Raw genomic sequence first — 17,944 nt, 5'->3', positions numbered from 1 at the left:
CTCCGATTCTAGGCGTGAGGCTCTTCGCGCGGCTCGCTGGCCGGCAGGGAGATGCTCAACGTCTCGATCACTGCCGGTGTGTCTGAGGGTGCCACCCCCTCGCGCCTGAGCGCGACGTAGAGGCCCGCGTAGAGCGCCGCGCTGAGCGCGAGACCCGCCCAGGCGCCGGCGCGGATCGACACGCTGGCGGTGCTGCCCGCAAGCGCGGCAGGCACGCCGGGGTGCAGGACCAGCACGCGGATCGCGACGAGCACCATCAGCGCCAGGGAGAGCGGCAGAAGCAGCGTGTTCAAGACCACCGGTAGCGCCGGTGAGCGGCGTGCCGCGGTCGTAAGCCAGATCGTGATCCCGCCGCAGCAGACGATCAGCGCCAGCACGCCCGCGGGCAGCGATGTCTGCCAGCCGTTCAGGCTGACGTGTCTGGCAAGCGCCGTGGCCGACGACCCGGGGCCGGTGTGAGCCTCAAACCAGGCTGGCGCGAACATGTCGGCGAGCATCAGCACGGAGGCTGCGGCGGTGAGCCACTCGCCCGCGCGCAGCCGTGAGAGCCGGAGATTCACGGCCCTGAAGCTACACGCACAGGCCTGGACTGTGGCGCTCGGAGCCTCAGCGCTCGGCCAGCACCTTTGCCGGCGATAGCCTGGCCGCCCGCCACGCGGGGTACATGCCGCCCAGCACGCCCAAGAGGACACCCACAAGCAGCGCCTGGCCGAGGTCCCACGCAGTCACGTTGGGTGCCACGTATTCACTTGCGCCGAGCAGGCCGACCAGCAGCTGTGCCCCGACCACGCCGAGCAGCAGCCCGAGCCCGGCACCGATGATGCTGGTGAGGATGCCCTCCGCCATCACGCGCATCGCGATCTGCGGCCCGCTCCAGCCGACCGCCGCCAACAGTGCGAACTCGGTACGCCGCTCGAGCACGGACATCAGCATCGTGTTCATCACGCCGACGCCACCGATCACCAGGGCGATCACCGCGAGCACGAGCGCGAGCCGTGAGAGCAGCACTCCACTGACCCCGGTGCGCGGCGCATTCACGCCGTCGCCGAGGATCAGCAGCCCGGGGAACCTTCTGGAGATCGTCCTGATGCCCTGAGTACGACTCACGGTCGGCGCGAGGCTGACCGCGACCGTGGTCGCCTCACCCACCTTGCCCGCGAGCTTCTGTGCGAGCCCGAAGGCGATCACCGCGCCATCGTCCTGCTCTGGGACGCCCATGTGGTAGATGCCGCTCACACTCAGCCGGTGGTGAGCGATCGTGAGCGTGTCGCCCACCTGCAGGTGCAGCTGCGCCGCCAAGCCGCTGCCGACGGCCACCTGGCGGTCTCCGGTGAACATGCGGCCCGCCAGAAACACGTAACGGTCGGTGACAAACGAGTCGGGGTAGGCGCCGAACGCGATCGCCCCGGGAGCCCTGTGGACCGCGCCGACGAGCAGCACGAGCGGTGTGGCAGCCTGGATGCCGCGCGTGTGGCGTAGCTCACCGACCAGGGCCAGCGGCAGGACCGAGGTCGTCGGGTCGGCGGCGTCGCGTTGGAACAGGCCGAGGTCTGAGCTGCCCAGGTTGAGGAACTTGCTCGCGCTCGCCTGAGCGCCGCCCGAAACGGCCAGCAGCGCGACGATCGTGGCGATCCCGAGCGCGGTTCCAAGCGCCGTAAGGAACGTGCGCATCGGCCGGCGCTCGAGTGCTTCAAGCGTTTGCAGGAGCGTGGTCATGCGGGTCACCTCCGCTTGGCGGTGGTGTTTCAGCGTCTGGATCTGACTGGTTTGCGTCGAGGCCCTGTTCAAAGACGACACCCTCACGGATGGCGAGGTTGCGCTCGACGTGTTGCAGCAGGCCCCGGTCGTGTGAGGCGATGAGGATCGTGCTGCCGTGGCGCTGGCGCACCGATGCGAGCAGCTCCCAGATGCGCTCCGTGGCCAGCGCGTCAAGCGACCCGGTCGGCTCGTCAGCGAGGATCAGGCGCGGCTGGCCAGCCAGCGCCCGGGCGATCGCGATGCGCTGACGCTCTCCACCGGAGAGGCTCGATGGCAGCGACGCGGCACGGCTCAAGAGGCCGACCTCATCGAGCAGCTCGCGGGCGCGCTCGTGGCGCTCGCGACGCGGCACGTGCGCGGCGACCATTGGCAGCTCGACGTTCTCCTGCGCTGAGAGCGCCGGCAGCAAGTGGTGCAGCTGGAAGACGAAGCCGACGACCTCGCGCCGGTAGCGGGTTGGGTGCCTGAGGGCATGCACCGCGATGTCGTCGACCATGATGCGCCCGGAGGTCGGACGGTCAAGGCCACCCAGCAACTGCAGCAGCGTGGTCTTGCCGGACCCTGATGGTCCGGTGAGCGCGACGAGCTCACCGGGCTCGATCAAGAAGCTCACGTCGCGCAGCACGACCTTGCCGTCGAGCGCGCGCGTGAGCTTCTCAACCTCGACCTTCGATCCAGGCATCTTTGGACCCGCCCCCCTGTGGGCTTCGCTCAGCGCTTGCTGTGGACGGCCCAGTCGACGTGCTCGGTACCCATGTGCGGCACAGTCACGATCACGCGCAGCGTGAGCGGCTCGCCCAGCGAGGTAGCCGGGAACTTCATCGCGTCGCGGTAGACGCCATTCTTGAATCGGTGCCCGGGCTGATGGCTGACGACCTGGCCCTGATACAGGAACTCGTATTTGACGATGCCGCTTAGGCGCCTGCGCCCGCGGGTGACATCGAGCACAAGCGGCCACTTCCTGTTGACCACAGGGGTGTGGTTGATGAAGTGCGCCTTGACCCTGAAGGTCGCCGCCTGAGCGGCGGGGGCTATGGAGAGAGCGACGCCGGCGGCTGCGGCAAAGGGCAAAAAGCGCCGGTACACGCGATGCGTGCGGGGCTGGATCTGAGACATCTGGCTACCTCCTTGTGGCTGACTGCCAGCCATTTGCCGCCGAGTTCTCAGCGGCACACATAAGTATGAATTTAATAATAGGACGCCCCGCGGGTCTCCCCGGGGACCCGGACTCCAGCCGGGGCCGGGTCGTGGCAACGGTCATCCGCCGCCGGCGCCCGGCGCAGGCGATGGCTGCGGTCAGCCGGTCGCGTCCACCACGTTGATGTCGTAGGCCATGATGCGCCTGTCAGCGCTCAGCAGCGTGAGCCCCTCGATCCGGGCCTGGGCAATCAGGAGACGGTCGAACGGGTCGCGGTGATGAAGGGGAAGCTCCGCCACGGCCATGGCATGAGCAACCGTCAGCCCGAGGACCGACAGGCCCATCTCACCCAGGCACTCGACGAGATCCGGCGGGTCATCGAGCTTGCCGATTGATGCCTTGACGCCGATCTCTGCAAACGACACCACACTGAAGCGCAGCTCCTGCGCCGCCCGCAGCTGGCGCTTGGCCGCCGGTCCCAGACGGTCCTCGCCTGCCGCCTGCCACAGCACGACGTGCGTGTCGAGCAGCAGCCTCAAGCCTCGTCGCTGAACATCTGGTCTAGCTCTGCCTCGGAGAACTCGAAGTCATCGCCGACGCGGATCCTGTCCGCAAGAATCCCCTTTGCATCGAGGAACCGCTGCCCAGGGGCGGCGGCAGGCTCGACCCTCACCAGGCGTACGACCGGGACTCCGTTTCGCGCGATCTCAACCTCCTCCCCCGCTTCGGCGCGCGCGAGGAGTTTGGAGAGTTCCGTCTTGGCCTGACCGACATCCACGCGCACACGCCTAGCGTAGCGCCTTGACCAAGCTTGGCCAACAAAGTGCTAGTCTCAGCGCCGGGTCAGGTGCGCATACTGGCTGAGCAGCTTGCGTTCCGAGCCGTCGCGGCGGAAGCGCACGACGACGATCCCGCCGGGCTCAAGACCGATCACGGTGCCTTCACCGAACTTCGCGTCGCTCACGTCCTCACCGAGCGCAAACGGCGGCGGCTCAGGCTGCGGGCGGGCGCGGCCCACGCGGATCGTGTCAGCCGCTGCCGATGCATCTGGCGAGCGCTGGCCCGACGGCCAGGAGGTGAGCCGCTCTCTGAAGCCCGCACTCCCCCTTGCGCGCTGCTCGCCGCGGTCAGTCAGCGCGTCCGGGATCTCAGCCAGAAACCGGCTCGGGACCGCGTAGCCGTGCGCGCCGAAGACCGTGCGCTGGCGTGCGCTGGTCATATAGAGGTCGCGCTCAGCGCGGGTGATGCCGACGTAGCAGAGGCGTCGCTCCTCCTCGAGCGCGCCCTCCTCGATCGCGCGCGAGTGCGGGAAGATGCCGTCCTCGCAGCCAATGATGAAGACGATCGGGTATTCGAGGCCCTTGGCGTTGTGCAGCGTCATCAGCGTGACCAGACCGGCGTCGTCCTCGCGGGTGTCGGCGTCGGCGACCAGTGAGACCTGCTGCAGGAAGGCGCCTAGTGAGTGTTCCTCGTCCTCCGCTGCGTCGTACTCGCTGGCCACGTTGATGAGCTCCTCGAGGTTCTCGATCCTGCCCTGAGCTTCGATTGTGCGCTCGGCGCGCAGCGCCTCCAGGTAGCCGCTCTGATCGAGCACCGCGGCCAAGAGCTGCGCGACCGTCGTACCGTCATCGGCTGCGCGTTCGCGCAGCGCGCCCATGGTGTCCATGAAGCGGGTGACGGCCTTGACGGCGGCTGCACCGAGCCCCGGAACGGACGTGGGCTCCGAGGCCACCTCCCAGACACTCGCGCCGAGCGTGTTGGCGTAGCCGATGATCCGGGCGAGCGAGGTTGCGCCGATCCCGCGCCGCGGGGAGTTGACGATGCGGCTGAATGAGCCTGCGTCCTGGGGGTTTACGAGCAGAGTCAGGTACGCGATCGCGTCCTTGATCTCGGCGCGCTCGTAGAAGCGCGTGCCACCGACCACCTGGTAGCCGATCTCGGCGCGCACGAGCGTGTCCTCGAGCACACGCGACTGGGCATTTGTGCGGTAGAAGACCGCGATCTCAGTGAGCGAGGCGCCGGCGTCGACCAGCCGTTCGATCTCGCCGACGACGAAGCGCGCCTCCGCATGCTCGTCGTCCAGCTCGCGCACATGGATCGGGTCGCCCTCCCCAAGCTCCGTCCAGAGTTCCTTCTCCTTGCGCCCGCGGTTGTTAGCAATGACCGCGTTGGCGGCGTCGAGAATCGTCTGGGTGGAGCGATAGTTCTGCTCAAGACGAATGACCGCGGCGTCGGGAAACTGCTCTTCGAAGCTGAGGATGTTCGTGATGTCGGCGCCCCGGAACCCATACACCGACTGGTCGGGGTCGCCAACCACCGTGAGGTTGCGCCGCTCGCCAGCGAGCAGCTGGAGCAGACGGTACTGAACGGGGTTGGTGTCCTGGTACTCGTCGACCAGGATCTGGCGGAACGTGTTCTGGTAGGCGCCTCGCACCTCCGGGAAGAGCTCGATCACGTTGACCGTGCGTCCGAGCAGGTCGTCAAAGTCCATCGCGTTTGAGCGGTGCAGCTCACGCTCGTAGCTTGCGTAGACGTCGGCGACCGTCTGCTCAAAGAACGAGCCGACGAGTTGCGCGTAGGCCTCGGCGTCGCGCATGCGGTTCTTGGCATCGGAGATCTGGTTGTGGATCGCGGCGGGCGTGAAGCGCTTGGGGTCGGCGTTGTTCTGTTCCATGCAGCGTTTGATCAGCCGCCGTGAGTCGGCCTGGTCATAGATCGTGAACTGGCGGGTGTAGCCGAGCCTGTCTGCATGCGCGCGCAGGATCCGCGCGCAGGCGGCGTGGAAGGTCATCACCCACATCGCGCGCACGCGGCGGCCGACGAGCAGCTCGGCGCGCTCGCGCATCTCAGCCGCGGCCTTGTTGGTGAAGGTAATCGCCAGGATCTCGCCCGCCTGCGCTGCTCCGGTCGCCACCAGATACGCGATCCGGTGGGTCAGCACCCTAGTCTTGCCGGAGCCCGCGCCGGCGAGCACGAGCAGCGGGCCGTCGCCATGGGTGACGGCGTCGCGCTGGGGCGCGTTCAGGCCCTCAAGCAGAGCTGCAAGTTGTGGGGTAACCGCTGACATCTACTCGCACCTACGGTAACGCCGTGCGTGGTCGTGAAGGGTGGCTTTCAGAGGCGGCCGTAGCCGCAGCCTGAAGTCAGGCGGCGCGAAGCGCTGCGATCAGAGCCCCGGCCGTCTCATCAGCCTCGCCGCGCTCGCCGCTCAGCAGTTTGGCACCGGCGAGCGCCTGGCTTAGGGCCGCGAGCGTCTCCGCGGGACGCTCGCGCGCGGGTACGGCGTGCTCCATCATCGCCACGAGGGCCGCTCCGATGCTCAGTCGGCGTGGTTCCCAACGCGCCCCCGGGCGGTAGCTGGTGAAGGCCACCAGCCCGACGGTGACCGGCTCCAGCGGCTCGCCAGAACCTAGCTCGACCTCCTCCTGGCCGTGGGCGCCGCGGCGCGACAGTGGCTCGCGGTAGTGGGCGACCCGCCCCTGTGCATCGAACATCGCGTACTCATCGGAGTAGAACTGGGCGCCCGCGCGCACCAGCGCCTCGACCAGCGTGGACTTCCCAGCGAACGAGTGGCCGGGCAGCACGACGGCGGCGCCATCGGCGGCGACCACGCCGGCGTGCACGAAGATCAGCTCGTCGGTGTGGTAGCCGACGAAGCGGCGCATCTGGCTGTGGAGCATCACGATCGCCAGGTCCAGCTCCGCGCACGGGTGCTCGCGGCCCTGATCGTCGCGGATCAGATAGCCCTCGCTCGCGCGGTGGATGCCGAAGCGCCATTTCACGTCCTTCGGCTCAACCGCCGCCTGGCTCTGCTCCCAGCCGCGCGGGAGGCCCGAGACGATCGCGCGCAGCGTCGCAGCGTCGGGTGCACTGACCGCAAGCCTCGCACCGTAGGCCTCGAGGATGGTCGTCGGGGCGTGATCTTCGTTGCTTGCTGGCACGGCCGCGCAATCGTAGCCAGCGGGGCGGCCGGTAGGATCACAGCCATGGGTACGGTGACGCTCGCCGCGCGCGCAATCCTCGCATTCGTGTTCGCCACCGCGGCGGTGACCAAGCTGCGCGACCTGCGGGCGGTGCGCGCCACCTTCCGCGCGTTCGGCACCGGTGAGCGCCTCGCGTCGCTGGCGCCGCTGCTCGCGCCCGCCGAAGCGGCTGTGGCCGGCGGGCTGCTGATCGAGCCGCTGGCGCGCTGGGCGGCCGGCGCCGCAACGCTACTCCTGCTGATCTTCATCGCCGGCATGTCCAACGCCCTGCGAGCTGGACGCCGGCCCGACTGTGGCTGCTTCGGTGGTCTGCAGCCGGCTCCGATCGGCGCAAGCACACTGATGCGTAACGGCGCGCTGGCACTCACCGCCATCCTGGTGGTGAGTGGCGGCCCAGGGCCGAGCATCGGCAGCTGGGTTGGCGCTCACACTGCACTTGAGGTTCTTGCGATTTTGGCAGCGGTGGCAGCCGCCGCGGCCGCCGTCATGATCAGCGGCGGCAGCACGACGGCTAACACGGCGAAAGGCATGGCCTCAGCCTCGCCACCCGCGCTGCCGGCAGTGACGCTCGCCGGCCGTCCCGCACCAGAGTTCTCACTCTCCGATCTGGGCGGCCAAGCATGGACGCTCGAGCAGTTGCGCGAGGCTGGCCGGCCGGTGGTGCTCGTGTTCATCAACTCGACCTGCGGCTCGTGCCTTGCGAGCTTCCCCGACCTAGCGCGCTGGCAGGTGACGCTCGCTGGCAGTCTCAGTCTGATCCTGGTGGGCGCTGGCGATTCTGAGCGGATGCGCCAGGTATGTGAGCAGCACGGCATCAGCCACATGCTGCTTGACGGCGGCGCAAACGTAGCGCGCGCCTACGGGGCGGTCGGAACACCGAGCGCCGTAGCGGTTAGCACCTCCGGAGTGATCGTAAGCGGGCCTGCAAGCTCGATCTACGCGATCGAGAACCTCATCCGCCTGACGTTGCGCCGCGACTCGCCGTCACCGCTGACAGACGTCGCACGCGCTGGCTCCCAGACCAATTAGTTGCACGTGCCGGAGCTGAAGTCGATGAAGTACGAGTTTGACCCGCAGTTGCCCGGCGACACCGCCGGTGTAAGCTCTGTAGACGTGATACACACGCCGCCCTGGTAACCCTTACCGCAAATCGCATCGGCGTTGCCGAACCACGCCGCCCATTCGCAGATCGTGTAACTGGAGGGTAAGTTGAGCGCTATGCAGACCTGAGTGTTAGACACGAAGTAGAGATTCGGCACCGTGTTGTTGTCTGGACCCCAGCCAGACGTAACCGTCGGAGGACTGACAAGGGCACAGTTCGCGTTGGCGAAGGTTTGACCGTTTACGCTCCCTTGACCACCGTTGCTCGTGTTATTGCCCCAGTTAGCGGTGTAGTAAGTAGCATTCGTGCCGCCGCAGTCGTCGCTGACCAGGATCACCATGCTTGAGAAACCTCCTGGCAGCCCAGTTGCCGACGCCGCCTGCCCGTAGGCGGGCGCGACCACGGACGTTATGAGCGTGCCGGCGAACGCAACGCCACCAATGGCCGCGCTGCGCTGCACGAAGCTTCGGCGGGAGATCCCACCAGAAACCGGCACGGTCACAAGACCGCGATCCTCAAGTTCGGCTAGCGCCATGTCGATGTGCTGCACCTCGAACCGGTCGCCCAGCTCTGCGCTGACCTGAGCGGCGATCGCCGCCGGTGAGCGGCGGCCGTCAGCCGCAGCGAAGACGGCCGCAGCGAGCGGGTGCAGGCAGTGCGCTTCGCTCGTGCGCGAGTCGTAGACGACGAGTTCGTCGCCCACGCGCTCGGTTACCAGGCCATCGGCGCGGGCCTTGGCAAAATTATCGTCCGTTCCTCTGCTCATCGGTCACGTTCCTTGATTCCGGTTTCCGCCACGTCCACGCTATGACGCCAAGCGTACATCCACAAGATCGGCAAAGCAAGCGCAAACTTCAGCGCTGGTCCCACGGCGGCAATACACAGCCAATATATTCGGGCCACGTCGCGAATGCAAGTCCTGCACGAACCGCTTCACAATTCCGCGACGGTGGCCCGTTTCGTCGCCGTCACCGATGAGCCACGCGCCGGCTGCCCCCTGGGCGGCCGGACCTCGGTGTTGGTGCAGATTGTCCCCGAGCGGATCGTGCCCTACCCGCAGACGCTGACCAGCTCCCCCGGCCCCGCCCCACCAACGTCGGCCCAGCGCGAAACCGGAGCAGATATGGTCAGCGGTCCTGCGCTCGGACACGACGCGATCGAAAACCTGCTGCGCTTGACCCTTCACCTGGAAGCGCCGATTCCTACTCCGTGGATGCAGACGACCCACGCCGCGTAGCGGCGATCTCAGCTGCGGCGATGCGGCTGCGCATCGATCACGCCGCCGCCGCAGCAGTGAGCGCACTCGATGACTCCGGCATACCCAGCGTGATCCTCAAGGGGCCCAGCATCACGCGCTGGCTGTATGAGCCGGAGGATGCGCGCGCGTACGTCGACTGCGACCTGCTGGTGGCGCCGGACACGTTCGCTGCCGCGGTCCAGGCGCTGATCAAAGCCGGGCATCACCCGGAGCTTGACGAGCTTTCGATGCCGTCGTGGTGGCGCGAGCACGCGCTCACCACCTTCAGCGTCGACGGAAGCATGGTCGACCTGCACCGCAACCTCCCTGGCGTCGGGGCCGATGATGCGCTGCTGTGGTCGACGCTCTCAGCGGTGACAGACCCGATCCTTGTCGGCGGTGTCGCCGCGCGGACGCTCACCAAGCCGGGGCGGCTGATGCACGCCGCGCTCCATGCCGCCCAGCACGGTGGCGCCTCGCGCGATCTGGATGTGCTCGCGCGGGCGCTTGAGCGTGTTGGCGAGGAGACCTGGCGAGAGGCGGCAGAGCTCGCAGACCGGCTCGACGCGGCTGCCGCGTTCACGCGCGGGCTGATGATGCTGCCGGGCGGGGTGGAATTGGTGGCAGGCCTGGGCCTCAATCCCGCCCCGTCGCTTGAGGTGGAGCTCCGGGCCGCGAGCGCCAGGCAGGCGCTCACCGTCGCCCGCCTGCACCAGACACGGGGGCTGCGCGCGCGGCTGGCGCTCGTGCGCCACAAGCTCTTTCCGCCGGTCACGTTCATGCGGAAGTGGTCGGCGCTCGCGCGCCGGGGGCGGCTCGGCCTTGCACTCGCCTACCTCTACAGGCCGCTCTGGGTGGCGCGCCGCACTCCTGCTGCTGTGCGCACCTGGCAGGCGGCACGGCGGGCGGTCAATCGGCAAGCCGAAACGCAGCGACCACCGGGTCCATGAGCAGCCCAGAGATCAGCCTCCCCCGTGATCCCGAGACCGCGCTCGTGGACGAGCTGCGCAACGCCTGCGCCTGGGTGGCGGGACGGTCGGCGATGGTCCGGATCGTCCCCGAGCAGATCACGGCCTACGCCCAGACGCTGACCGGCGCGCCGGTTCCCGCCGCGGCGCCTGCGCCGGCGACACCGGCCCAGCGCGAGACCGAGGCCGCCTTCTGGCTGACGCTCGATGCGATCAACTTCGGCTCCGGCTGGTTTCCGACGCTGCGCAAACGCGAGCAGCCGACCGGCTACCGCACGATCGCAGCCGGCGTGCGACGGCGCTTCGCAGAAGCAGGGCGCTGGAGCGCTGCGGAGCTCTGCGAGCTGAGCGCCACAGAGCTCGCCGGCTGGCTTGACCAGGACCCGGAGCACGAGCTGATCGCGCTGATGGTCGGCTCGCTGCACGACCTGGGCACCAACGTCCGGCGGCTCTACGGCGGGTCGTTTGCGGCCGTGGTGGACGGCGCCGGCGGCTCGGCGGTCGCGCTGGTTGAGACGCTCGCGGGCTGGCGCTCTTACCACGACGTCTCGCTCTACGACGCGCGTCGAGTCCCGTTCCTCAAGCGCGCGCAGATCGCCGTCGCCGACCTCAACCGTGCGGGCGTCGCTGAGTTTTCAGACCTTCACCGCCTGACCATGTTCGCCGATAACCTCGTGCCCCACGTGCTGCGCCTGGACGGGGTGCTGTGGTTCGATCCGGAGCTGGTGGCGCGGATCGAGCGCGGCGAGCTGATCGAGCACGGCTCACCCGAGGAGGTCGAGATCAGGGCATGCGCGGTGCACGCCGTGGAGCTGATTGTCGCCGCCGCGCCCAGCGGGGCGACGGCGGCGCAGATCGATCAGCTCCTCTGGAACCGGGGGCAGGCGCCCGATTACAAGGCGGCGCCCCGGCATCGCAGCCGCAGCAGCGCCTACTGATCACCTGATGGCCCTGGCGCGCTCCTTGAGCATCGCCTTGACGGCGGCCGGGCTCAGCAAAAGCTCCGGTCGCAGCGTGCCGCTGGCGGCGACGTCGAGCGCGGGGTAGCGCAAGGCCATCGCCGCGGCCGCGTCGAGCGCGATCACGGTCGTCTCACCGCCAAGCGGCCGGGAGCTCGTGGCGATCACCGTCAACGAGCCGCCGTCACGCAGGCGGCGCGCGGCGGCCAGTGCCCGGCGGGCGCTGGGCTGGTGCAGCCCGTCGAGCGTGTCGATCAGGACCACCGCGTGGGCGCCACGGGCGGCCAGACGCCGGGCCTGGTCGATCACCATGTCAACGGCGTTGTCCTGCGCCTCGGCTGAGGCCGCGAAGCTGACGGCGACCGCCGGGGCAAGTGGCCCGCTCGCCCATTCGCTGAGCTCCTCCGGGCGCACGCCGGCAAGCGCGACCAGCACGCTCACCCCTTCGGTGGCGCTGAGCTGGTGCGCGAGTGTGCGCAGCAGGTGCGACTTGCCGGCCCAGGCGCCGCCGCTGATCACCACCCGCGAGCCGCGCCCGAACGGGGCGATCGCGCCCACGGCCTTGAGTGTCGGGTCGCTTTGGTCAAGCTCGAAGCGCTCGCTCGGGAACACGGCCGGCAGGTCGTCAAAGCGCCCCTTGTCGGCAACCTCGGCGGCCGGGCGGCCGTTGACCGTGTCGATGCGCACCAGCGAGGCGAAGCGCTCGGAGCGGTGCGGCGCGCGGCGCGGGCCGCTGACCTGGTCACCGTTGACAAGCTCGCAGCGCTTGACCTGCGCGGCGGAGATGTAGACGTCGGCGTCTGAGGGCTCGGGGCCTGAGACGCGGACAAAGCCCGAGCCGTTGGGCAGCAGCTCGACGGTCCCCTCGACGATCTCGGCCTCGGCACTGGCCTCTGGCACAGCGCCACGGCTCTGCTCGCCGTCGTCACCGTCACGGCGCTCTGCCGAGCGCGCCTCGCCCTCGGCCTCGCCACGCTCACCGCTGCGCCCGCGGCCACCGCGGCGGCCGCGGCGGCGGCGGGAGGAGCTGCCGGCCTCGCCGTCGGGCTCGCGGGTGCCGTGCGGCGCCTGCTCCCGCGGGGTGACCTCAGCGGTCTCGGCCTCCTGCGCTGCGGCGGCGCGGCGCTGTCGCGCCCGCGCGGCCGGCCGCTCGGCCACAGCCGGCTTCTCGGCCGGGGACGGCTCGCCGCCCTGGCGGGTGATGATCGTCTCGATCAGCTCGCCCTTGCGCAGGCGGCGGTAGTGCTCGATCGAAAGCTCGGCTGCGATCAGGTGCAGGTCGGCGAGCGTGCTCTGCTCGAGCACCGAGCGGTCAAGTACAGACATGTGATTCTCCTTCGGAGGGATCGGTTGGCTCCGGCCGCGTTGCGGGCAGCGGCCGGCGATTCGTTTGTGCGCCTTCAGTGAAGCACACGGCGCCTCTACCGTTACGGAACGGGCCCGCATGGCCAGCCCCGAGGATCTCTGCTCGCTCAGCCTGACAAGGCCCACAGCAGCAGCGCTGCCGGTACCAGGTTGTAGGTTGGCCCGAACTGAAGCTCACCACGCGTCGCGGTAACCGCCGGCCGGCCGGGAAGTGCACGCATCGGGGCCGTTGCCTTCTGGCGGTTGACGCGCTCCCAGTCGGCCACCTCCACCACCTCAATCTGCTGGCGCGGGCCACAGACGAAATCGATCTCGCCACCGCTTTTCGTGCTCCACACGTGCAGGCTCTCAGGAGCCGCAGTGCTCTCAGCGCGCCGCTCGGATCGCTCGTAGCGGCGGTAGAGCGCAAGCGCCAAGGCGTTTTCGACCTCTCCGCGAGGGTCGCGCCTCAGGCCCACTCGATCTGCCGTGATCGTGTGCAGAAGCGGATCGCCGAGATAGATCTTCTTCGCCTTCGAGACGTTTGCCGTGCCGAAGTCAGGCCGCCAGAAATAGACGACCAGGGCGAAGTAGTTGATCGCCATGAACTCGACGTAGGACTGCACGGTTCTGCGGTCGTTGACACCGTGACCGCGACCCGATCGGTGTGTGCTCCCGCCCAGCGGTACGTCCATGTCCTGCGCGAGCTGGCTCCAGCTCATACGGGACCCGAGCGAGCGCATCAACCGCTCCAGCAGGGCTTGCGTAGCCGCGAGCGTCGCTCCCCGGCGCTGAACCTCCTTGATCAGCGAGTCCCACATGACACGCCGGACCTCGTCGCTCGGTCCCGGCGCGCCCGCCACGGCCTCGGCGACCGCGGCCGGCAACCCGCCGAACAACAGGTAACGCTCAAGTGCGCGCTGCATCGCGGGCAGATGGATCCTGGCATCCAGCAGGGCTGACTGGCCGCTCGATCCGACGATCTCTCCGATGCTCAGCCCGAGCCCCTGCGGGATGCCGGGGTCGGTCGCATGCGCAAAAGCGCCGAAGTCCTGCGGTAACACGAGATAGTCCTGGCCCGGACCCCGACGCCCCGGCAGCCGCTCAGCTGCCCCACGCGCCAGATCGTTCGCGGATGAACCGGTACACACGACGATGTCCTCGTCGATCACTCCGTCATCCCAGAGCACCTTTACAGCGGTACGCCAGTCACCGGCCGATGTCACCTCGTCAAGCAGCAGCAGGCGCGGGCGGTAGGAGCCCCCAGCGAGCGTGTAGGCGCGCTCGACAGTGCGGATCAGCGTAGCCGCGTCCTGGCCCTCGAGCAGATCCAGTGCGAGATAGACGACCTGGCGCGGCCGATACCCCTCCGCCAGCGCGCGCTGCGCAATGAGCTTCAGGTCGGTTGACTTCCCCACCTGCCGGGGGCCCCGCAGGATGTGAACGGCAGGGCGGGCCAGGTCGAGGTCAGCCACCTGCGGCGCTGGCAGCCGTGTCGGCTGCTGTGACAGCCGGCGAAGGTGCGGATCCGCACTGGCCCACTCAGGCTCGGTCCACCAGCGGTTGTAGCGGATGAGCTGCTCGTCGCTCAACATTAGACCATCTCAGATTAGCATCGGTATGCCAATAAGACCTGGTCTTTCTGCCTCCATATGGAGACGACCGCGCCTCAGCGTGGCGACACGCAGGACCAGCAGAAGGGCCTTGGCAGGCCCTCTCGGGCGCCGTCCGGCGCTCAGATCGCTCTGAGCAGATCCTCGACCCGCGCCTTGGCGTCGCCGAAGAGCATCGCCGCGTTCTCGCGGTAGAAGAGCGGGTTGGGCACCCCGGCGTAGCCTGAGGCCATCGAGCGCTTGAAGATGATCACCTGCTTGGCCTCCCACACGCGCAGCACCGGCATGCCCGCGATCGGGCTTGTTGGATCGTCCATCGCCGCCGGGTTGACGGTGTCGTTGGCGCCGATCACGAGCACCACGTCGGTGTCTGCAAAGTCGTCGTTGATCTCGTCCATCTCGAGCACGATGTCGTAAGGCACCTTCGCCTCGGCCAGCAGCACGTTCATGTGACCGGGCAGGCGCCCGGCGACCGGGTGGATGCCGAAGCGCACGTTGACCCCGCGCTCGCGCAGCTTGCGCGTCAGCTCCGCGACCCCGTGCTGCGCCTGGGCGACCGCCATCCCGTAGCCGGGCGTGATGATCACCGAACGCGCATTTGCAAGCAGCTCCGCGGTCTCAGCGACCGTGATCTCACGGTGCTCGCCGAGGTCCTGCGCGGCGCTGCTCGGCGCCTCGATCCCGAAGCCGCCGGCGATGACCGAGATGAACGAGCGGTTCATCCCCACGCACATGATGTAGGAGAGGTAGGCACCGGAGGAGCCGACCAGCGCGCCGGTGACGATCAACAGGTCGTTGTTCAGCAAAAAGCCCGAAGCCGCGGCCGCCCAACCGGAGTAGCTGTTCAGCATCGATATGACCACCGGCATGTCACCACCGCCGATGCTCGCCACCAGGTGCAGGCCGAGAACCAGCGCGATCAGCGTCACGATCACCAGCGGCAACAGCGCCGGGTGCACGATGAACCAGACGGTCAGCCCGACGAACACCACCAGCGCGCCGATGTTCATCTGGTTGCGCGCCGGCAGCATCAGCGGCGCCGATTTGATCTTGGCCGACAGCTTCAGGAACGCAATGACAGATCCGGTGAACGTCACCGCCCCGATGAACACGCCGATGAACACCTCCGCGTGATGGATCCCGTAGGTCCCCTGGACGCGCAGCACGTTTGCCGCCGGACCGAACGGATGGCGCTCAACGCTCAGGTAGCCGTCCCAGCCGACCAGCACCGCCGCGAGCCCGACGAAGCTGTGAAAGAGCGCGATCAGCTCCGGCATCTGCGTCATCTCGACCACGCGCGCGCGCCACAGGCCGAGCGTGGCGCCAGCCAGCACGGCGGCGATCAGCAGCACCACCCCGAGCGCGCTGATCCCGACGTGGGCGGCCAAGAGCACGGTCGCCGCCAGCGCCACGGACATGCCGGCGATCCCGAAGTAGTTGCCGGCGACGGCCGTCTCGTGCTTTGAGAGGCCCGCCAGCGCGCGGATGAAGAGCAGTGCCGCGATCAAGTAGGCGGACAGCGCCACGGTTTCGATGCTCATGGCGCCCTAACTCCGAATGAACATCGAGAGCATCCGCCGTGTGACCGAAAAGCCGCCGAAGATGTTGATGCTGGCAAGCAGGATCGCGAAGGCGGAGATGATCGTCACGACCGTCGAGTAGTGGCCGACCTCCTCGATGCCGCCGACCAGGATGATCCCCGAGATCGCGTTGGTGACCGACAAAAGCGGCGTGTGCAGCGCATGGTGCACGTTGCCGATCACGTAGTAGCCGATCACGATCGCCAGCGCGAACACGGTCAGGTGCGGGACCAGCGCGCTCGGCGCGATCGCCACCAGCACAAAGAACGCCAGCGCGGCGAGCGCCGTGAGCGTGTACCTGCGCGCCGCCGACGTCGGCTGCTTGGTCGAGCCGGGTGCCGCTGCGGCGGCCGCTCCCGCTGGAGCGCCGCCGGCCCCGGGCGCTGCCGGGGCGGCGGAGACCTGCACCGGCGGCGGTGGCCAGGTCAGCTCGCCGTCACGCACCACGCAGATCGAGCGCGCGACCACGTCATCAAAGTCGATCACGAGCTGCCCGTCCTTGCCGGGCGTCAGCAGCTTCATGAGGTTCACGAGGTTCTGGCCGTAGAGCTGCGATGCCTGGGTGGGCAGCCTCCCGGGCAGGTCGGTGTAGCCGAGGATCCGCACGCCGTTGGCGCTCAGCGTGCGCTCGCCCGCCACGGTGCCGGCGACGTTGCCGCCGTTGGCGGCCGCCAGGTCGACGATCACGCTGCCGGGCTTCATGCTGGCGACCATCTCCTCGGTGATCAGCCTGGGCGCAGGCCGGCCGGGGATCAGCGCGGTGGTGATCACGATGTCCATGTCAGGAACGGTGCGTGCGTAGAGCTCGGCGGCCAGACGGTTGTAGTCCTCGCCCATCTCGCGCGCGTAGCCGGTCGCCGAGGCCTGCTCCTCCTCGCCGCTCTGGACCTTCAGGTACTCGCCGCCGAGCGACTTCACCTGATCTGCGACCTCGGGCCGTGGGTCGGTCGCGTAGACGATCGCCCCGAGGCTGCCGGCGGCGCCGATCGCCGCCAGCCCGGCCACACCGGCACCCACGACCAGCACCTTGGCGGGTGGCACCTTGCCGGCCGCCGTCACCTGTCCGGTGAAGAAGCTGCCGAACTCGTGCGCGGCCTCGACCACCGCGCGGTAGCCGGCGATGTTGGCCATCGAGGAGAGCACGTCCATCGACTGCGCGCGGCTGATGCGCGGCACCGCGTCGAGCGCCAGCGCGGTCAGCGGCCGCTTGGCGAGCTCGGCCACGAGCTCCGGGTCAAGCGCCGGTGAAAGCATGCCAATCACGGTCGTGTGCGGCTTCAGGCGGTCGAGCTCCTCCAGCGTCGGAGCGTTGACCATCATCAGGACCTCGGCGTCGAGCGGATCGCCGATGCTTGCGCCGGCGGCCTCGTAGGCCTCATCGGTGAAGCTCGACTGCGCACCGGCACCCGCCTGCACCACCACCTCGTAACCCAGCTTGATCAGCTGGCCCACCGTGTTGGGCGTTGCCGCCACCCGGGTCTCCCCGGACCGTCCCTCGGTCGGTATCCCGATTTTCATCGCAGCGCAAATCTACAGCGTGGCTCCCCGGACGGACTGAGGGCGATGTGTCGCCTCTGGATCGTGGGCTTGTCGACGTAGTACCACCGCTTGCGAATGACCGCCGCGGCGGCGCAGGCCTGCCGCACTTCATCGAGCGTGCTCCTGCTCGTTCGGCCTACAAGGCGACAAACGTGCTCACGAGCACGGCACCGAACCTGCGGGGTCGGGTCATGAGCTGCGCACCGGACGCGCCGGACAAAGCGCGACTCAGCCCGAGAGTCCCGGTGGTGAGTCCCAGCGCTCGATCTCCTGGTAGTCGAGCTTGCTACCAGTCCCGACGCGGCCAACGTAAAGGGCCAGCGCGTCCCCGCGTCCGGTGGCGCTCGGTGCCAACACTGCCTCGCGGCCGCAGGTCACGGCGGCCGCTCCGATCTGCTGGCACATGTCAGGCGGATCCACGGACAGCTGACTGTCGTCGAGACCCAACTTCGAGCGCACCTCGGGCACTCGAAGGTCGAGCGCATCGCTGATCGAGATGTCGAACCCGTAGAGCACGCGGGGCAGAAATGAGGCGGTCGGAAGGCCGAACTTGGTGGCCAAGCGGTTGAACTCCGCTACGACCGTCTCGCGACTGAGGCCGAAGTACAGGGTCGCCACGGAGTTCGGCGGATTCCAACGACCCCCGAGATTCGTGCACCGTCACCTGAGAGCGGCGGGTATTGCGGCGCGACGTGGCGAAACGCTTTACCAGACCAGGGGCTG

General features: G+C 68.4%; 17 protein-coding genes and 1 pseudogene. 4 read left to right on the top strand and 14 right to left on the bottom strand.

Going from position 1 to position 17,944, the window contains the following annotated elements; genetic code table 11:
• Positions 1-8 precede the first annotated feature (8 nt).
• The 8 genes from M3M54_RS03635 to M3M54_RS03600 all read right to left on the bottom strand — a co-directional run bounded on the left by M3M54_RS03635 (position 9) and on the right by M3M54_RS03600 (position 6,837).
• Positions 9-560: a hypothetical protein gene (locus M3M54_RS03635; RefSeq protein WP_249020825.1), complete on the bottom strand. Its 552-nt coding sequence runs from the start codon at positions 558-560 to the stop codon at positions 9-11.
• Positions 561-606: 46 nt separating this feature from the next.
• Entirely contained in the window at positions 607-1,716 is a 1,110-nt protein-coding gene (locus M3M54_RS03630; RefSeq protein WP_249020824.1) for an ABC transporter permease, read from the bottom strand.
• On the bottom strand, positions 1,691-2,440 hold the full coding sequence (locus M3M54_RS03625; protein WP_249020823.1) for an ABC transporter ATP-binding protein: 750 nt from the start codon (positions 2,438-2,440) through the stop codon (positions 1,691-1,693). Before M3M54_RS03625 ends, M3M54_RS03630 begins: the two co-directional genes overlap by 26 nt.
• Before the next feature lie 29 nt (positions 2,441-2,469).
• Entirely contained in the window at positions 2,470-2,874 is a 405-nt protein-coding gene (locus tag M3M54_RS03620; protein ID WP_249020822.1) for a hypothetical protein, read from the bottom strand.
• Between the two features lie 180 nt (positions 2,875-3,054).
• Positions 3,055-3,435, bottom strand: a complete 381-nt coding sequence (locus M3M54_RS03615) for a type II toxin-antitoxin system VapC family toxin (RefSeq protein WP_249020821.1) — start codon at positions 3,433-3,435, stop codon at positions 3,055-3,057.
• Positions 3,432-3,674 (bottom strand): type II toxin-antitoxin system Phd/YefM family antitoxin, encoded by a 243-nt coding sequence (locus tag M3M54_RS03610; protein ID WP_249020820.1) that lies wholly within the window; start codon positions 3,672-3,674, stop codon positions 3,432-3,434. Before M3M54_RS03610 ends, M3M54_RS03615 begins: the two co-directional genes overlap by 4 nt.
• A 54-nt stretch (positions 3,675-3,728) precedes the next feature.
• On the bottom strand, positions 3,729-5,963 hold the full coding sequence (locus M3M54_RS03605) for an ATP-dependent helicase (RefSeq protein WP_249020819.1): 2,235 nt from the start codon (positions 5,961-5,963) through the stop codon (positions 3,729-3,731).
• A gap of 76 nt (positions 5,964-6,039) precedes the next feature.
• Positions 6,040-6,837, bottom strand: coding sequence for a hypothetical protein (locus tag M3M54_RS03600; protein ID WP_249020818.1), 798 nt, complete (start codon positions 6,835-6,837; stop codon positions 6,040-6,042).
• Between the two features lie 45 nt (positions 6,838-6,882).
• Here M3M54_RS03600 and M3M54_RS03595 point away from each other — a divergent pair, with 45 nt between their 5' ends.
• A complete protein-coding gene (locus M3M54_RS03595; protein WP_249020817.1) occupies positions 6,883-7,908 on the top strand; it encodes a MauE/DoxX family redox-associated membrane protein in 1,026 nt (341 codons plus the stop codon).
• Here M3M54_RS03595 and M3M54_RS03590 read toward each other — a convergent pair.
• Positions 7,905-8,747 (bottom strand): HPr-rel-A system PqqD family peptide chaperone, encoded by an 843-nt coding sequence (locus M3M54_RS03590; protein ID WP_249020816.1) that lies wholly within the window; start codon positions 8,745-8,747, stop codon positions 7,905-7,907. The genes M3M54_RS03595 and M3M54_RS03590 overlap by 4 nt on opposite strands.
• A 183-nt stretch (positions 8,748-8,930) precedes the next feature.
• On the opposite strand from M3M54_RS03590, the gene M3M54_RS03585 reads away from it, so the two are divergent.
• Genes M3M54_RS03585 through M3M54_RS03575 form a run of 3 tightly spaced genes read left to right on the top strand, consistent with a single transcriptional unit; the run spans position 8,931 to position 11,124 of the window.
• Positions 8,931-9,218 carry a hypothetical protein gene (locus M3M54_RS03585; protein WP_249020815.1) on the top strand — a complete coding sequence of 96 codons (288 nt, stop codon included), beginning with the start codon at positions 8,931-8,933 and terminating at the stop codon, positions 9,216-9,218.
• A 20-nt stretch (positions 9,219-9,238) separates the two neighbouring features.
• Positions 9,239-10,168, top strand: coding sequence for a nucleotidyltransferase family protein (locus M3M54_RS03580; protein ID WP_249020814.1), 930 nt, complete (start codon positions 9,239-9,241; stop codon positions 10,166-10,168).
• Positions 10,165-11,124 carry a queuosine salvage family protein gene (locus tag M3M54_RS03575; protein ID WP_249020813.1) on the top strand — a complete coding sequence of 320 codons (960 nt, stop codon included), beginning with the start codon at positions 10,165-10,167 and terminating at the stop codon, positions 11,122-11,124. The genes M3M54_RS03580 and M3M54_RS03575 overlap by 4 nt, the downstream gene beginning before the upstream one ends.
• On the opposite strand, the gene M3M54_RS03570 is transcribed toward M3M54_RS03575, so the two are convergent.
• The 5 genes and pseudogenes from M3M54_RS03570 to M3M54_RS03550 all read right to left on the bottom strand — a co-directional run.
• A complete protein-coding gene (locus M3M54_RS03570) occupies positions 11,125-12,471 on the bottom strand; it encodes a Rho termination factor N-terminal domain-containing protein (RefSeq protein ID WP_249020812.1) in 1,347 nt (448 codons plus the stop codon). It lies immediately after the preceding gene.
• A gap of 146 nt (positions 12,472-12,617) precedes the next feature.
• The gene (locus tag M3M54_RS03565) at positions 12,618-14,081 is read right to left on the bottom strand and encodes an ATP-binding protein (RefSeq protein ID WP_249020811.1); all 1,464 of its coding nucleotides are present in this window, start codon (positions 14,079-14,081) and stop codon (positions 12,618-12,620) included.
• A gap of 143 nt (positions 14,082-14,224) precedes the next feature.
• Positions 14,225-15,643 (bottom strand): Re/Si-specific NAD(P)(+) transhydrogenase subunit beta, encoded by a 1,419-nt coding sequence (gene pntB / locus M3M54_RS03560; protein WP_249020810.1) that lies wholly within the window; start codon positions 15,641-15,643, stop codon positions 14,225-14,227.
• 6 nt (positions 15,644-15,649) lie between these two features.
• Positions 15,650-17,200: a Re/Si-specific NAD(P)(+) transhydrogenase subunit alpha gene (locus M3M54_RS03555; RefSeq protein ID WP_249020809.1), complete on the bottom strand. Its 1,551-nt coding sequence runs from the start codon at positions 17,198-17,200 to the stop codon at positions 15,650-15,652.
• 249 nt (positions 17,201-17,449) lie between these two features.
• Positions 17,450-17,854: pseudogene (locus tag M3M54_RS03550) on the bottom strand (RES family NAD+ phosphorylase); the annotation flags it as partial.
• Positions 17,855-17,944 lie beyond the last annotated feature (90 nt).

Source organism: Conexibacter sp. S30A1, assembly GCF_023330665.1.
GTDB lineage: Bacteria > Actinomycetota > Thermoleophilia > Solirubrobacterales > Solirubrobacteraceae > Palsa-465.
The sequence above is the reverse complement of the archived record's forward strand: the minus strand, read 5'-3'. Positions and strand labels throughout refer to the sequence as shown.